This window comes from Cellulomonas sp. A375-1 (assembly GCF_001040865.1).
In the GTDB taxonomy this organism is placed as follows: Bacteria; Actinomycetota; Actinomycetes; order Actinomycetales; family Cellulomonadaceae; genus Cellulomonas; species Cellulomonas gelida.
Map to the genome: position 1 here is coordinate 1 of NZ_LFKW01000119.1, position 2,040 is coordinate 2,040.

The following is a 2,040-nucleotide window of genomic DNA, read 5'->3' on the forward strand; positions in this document are numbered from 1 at the left end:
CGGCACCCACGGGCGCCCCGGCCGCCGTGCCCGGCGCGACGCCTGTGGGTCTCCCCGCCGCAGCAGGATTCGCCGGCGCCCCTGTCCCCGCGCCGCTCGTCGACCCGACGGCCGCGTCGCTCGTCGGACCCCTGGGTGCGGCGGCCATGACCCCGCCGCTCGTCCCGCTGCCGCCGCCGGGCGACGTCGTGACCGGCGGGCCGTCCGGCGACGAGGCGCACGTGCACGCCGCGGACGCGACGCAGGTCATGGCCGCGACGCCGTTCGCGGCCGACGAGACGCAGGTGATGTCCGCACCGCCGTTCGGCGCCGACGAGACACAGGTCGTCTCGTCGCTCCCGTTCGAGCCGGACGACGCGACGCACGTCGCCGCCTTCGCGGCGCCCGAGCAGGACGACGAGCGCGTCGTCGACGGCGAGATCGTCACCGACCGGCTCGACGAGGTGCCCCCCGGACCCGTCGGCGCGGTGCTCGCGCTGGGGGCGAACCTGGGCAACGCGCAGGAGACGCTGCGCACGGCGGTGGGTGACCTCGACCGCACGCCGGGCATCGACGTGGTCGACGTGTCCCCGCTCGCTCGCACGGCTCCGGTGGGCGGTCCGGAGCAGCCGGACTTCCTCAACGCGGTCGTGCTGGTCCGCACCACGCTCTCGCCGCGCGAGCTGCTGCGCGCGACGCAGGCGGTCGAGCAGCGGCACGGGCGCGAGCGGCTCGAGCACTGGGGGCCGCGCACGCTCGACGTGGACATCGTCGTGTACGGCTCGGTGCTCGCGGTGACGGACGACCTCGAGCTGCCGCACCCGCGCGCGCACGAGCGCGCGTTCGTGCTGCAGCCGTGGGCGCAGGTGGACCCGTCGGCGGTGCTGCCGGGCCTGGGCGGCGGTCCGGTGGCCGCGCTGGCCGCGACCGCGCCGGACCGCGAGGGCCTGCGCTGGCTCGCGCTCGACTGGCTGACCGCACCGGTCCCCGCCGCGCAGTGGGACGAGCACGCCGAGCACGACGCCCAGGGGCATCCCTCGCCGCCGGAGTCCTGATGCAGCGCACGCGTTGGCAGACGCTCACGCTCCTCGCGGTCGGGGTCGCGGCCGTCACGTGGCTCGGGTTCTCCGTGCTCGCGGGTCGCGGCGGGCTTCCCCCGCAGGTGCCGTGGCTCGTCGCGGCGGTCGAGGTGCTCATCGCGTGCGTCGTGTTCTCGATGGGCTGGGCGGTGCGGCAGTTCCTGCGCGGCAAGCGGCCCACGCTCGACCCGATCCGGGCGGCGCGCACGGCCGTGCTCGCGAAGGCGTCGTGCTACACGGGTGCGCTCCTCGCCGGGTGGTACGGCGGTCAGACGGTCGTGCTGGTGACCGACCTCGCGACGCACGGCAACGGCGGGCGCGCGGTCGCGGCGGGCATCGCGACCGTCGGCGCGCTGGTGCTCGCGGCGGTCGGGCTCGTCGTCGAGTGGTTCTGCCGCGTCCCGCCGCCGCAGGACGACGAGAAGGCCGAGTCGACGACGTCGCCGCAACCCACGGCCGGCTGAGGTCCGGCGGCAGGGTGTGCGGGACGACGATGGAAGGATGACGGTGTGACCTCCGAACCGACTCCTGCGCCCAGCCAGGCCCCCGACGCGGCAGCGCCGACGAGCGCGAGCCTGCCCTTCGAGCCGCACGGCGTGACGTGGACGCCGGTCTCGCCACGCCTGGCCTCCGCGCGGCTCACGTCGATCGCCCTGGTGCTCGGCCCGGTCGTGCTGCTGCTCGTCGGCCTCGCGCTCGCGACCAAGGCCGTGTGGCTGTGGATCCCCGCGGGCGTCGTCGCGCTGCTCGCCCTCTGGGGTGCACTGCTCGTCCCGCGGCAGGTGCGCGCCATGGCGTACGCCGAGCGCGACGACGACCTGCTGATCCGGCGCGGCATCATGTTCCGCTCGCTCGTCGTCGTGCCGTACGGCCGCATGCAGTACGTGGACGTCAGCGCGGGGCCGTTCGCGCGCCGGTTCCGCATCGCCTCGGTGCAGCTGCACACCGCGTCGCCCGTGACGAGCGCGTCGATCGACGGCCT

At 76.0% G+C, this 2,040-nt stretch carries 3 protein-coding genes; all 3 read left to right on the top strand.

The genetic code is table 11. The annotated features are described in order from the left end of the window. Positions 1-1,034, top strand: a 1,034-nt coding sequence (gene folK, locus CWIS_RS18095) for a 2-amino-4-hydroxy-6-hydroxymethyldihydropteridine diphosphokinase (RefSeq protein WP_048343629.1), incomplete at its 5' end; no start/stop codon positions are given. Then, positions 1,034-1,522: a DUF3180 domain-containing protein gene (locus CWIS_RS12445; RefSeq protein ID WP_048343630.1), complete on the top strand. Its 489-nt coding sequence runs from the start codon at positions 1,034-1,036 to the stop codon at positions 1,520-1,522. The genes folK and CWIS_RS12445, both read left to right, overlap by 1 nt. 45 nt (positions 1,523-1,567) lie before the next feature. Further along, positions 1,568-2,040, top strand: a 473-nt coding sequence (locus CWIS_RS12450) for a PH domain-containing protein (RefSeq protein ID WP_053071707.1), incomplete at its 3' end; no start/stop codon positions are given.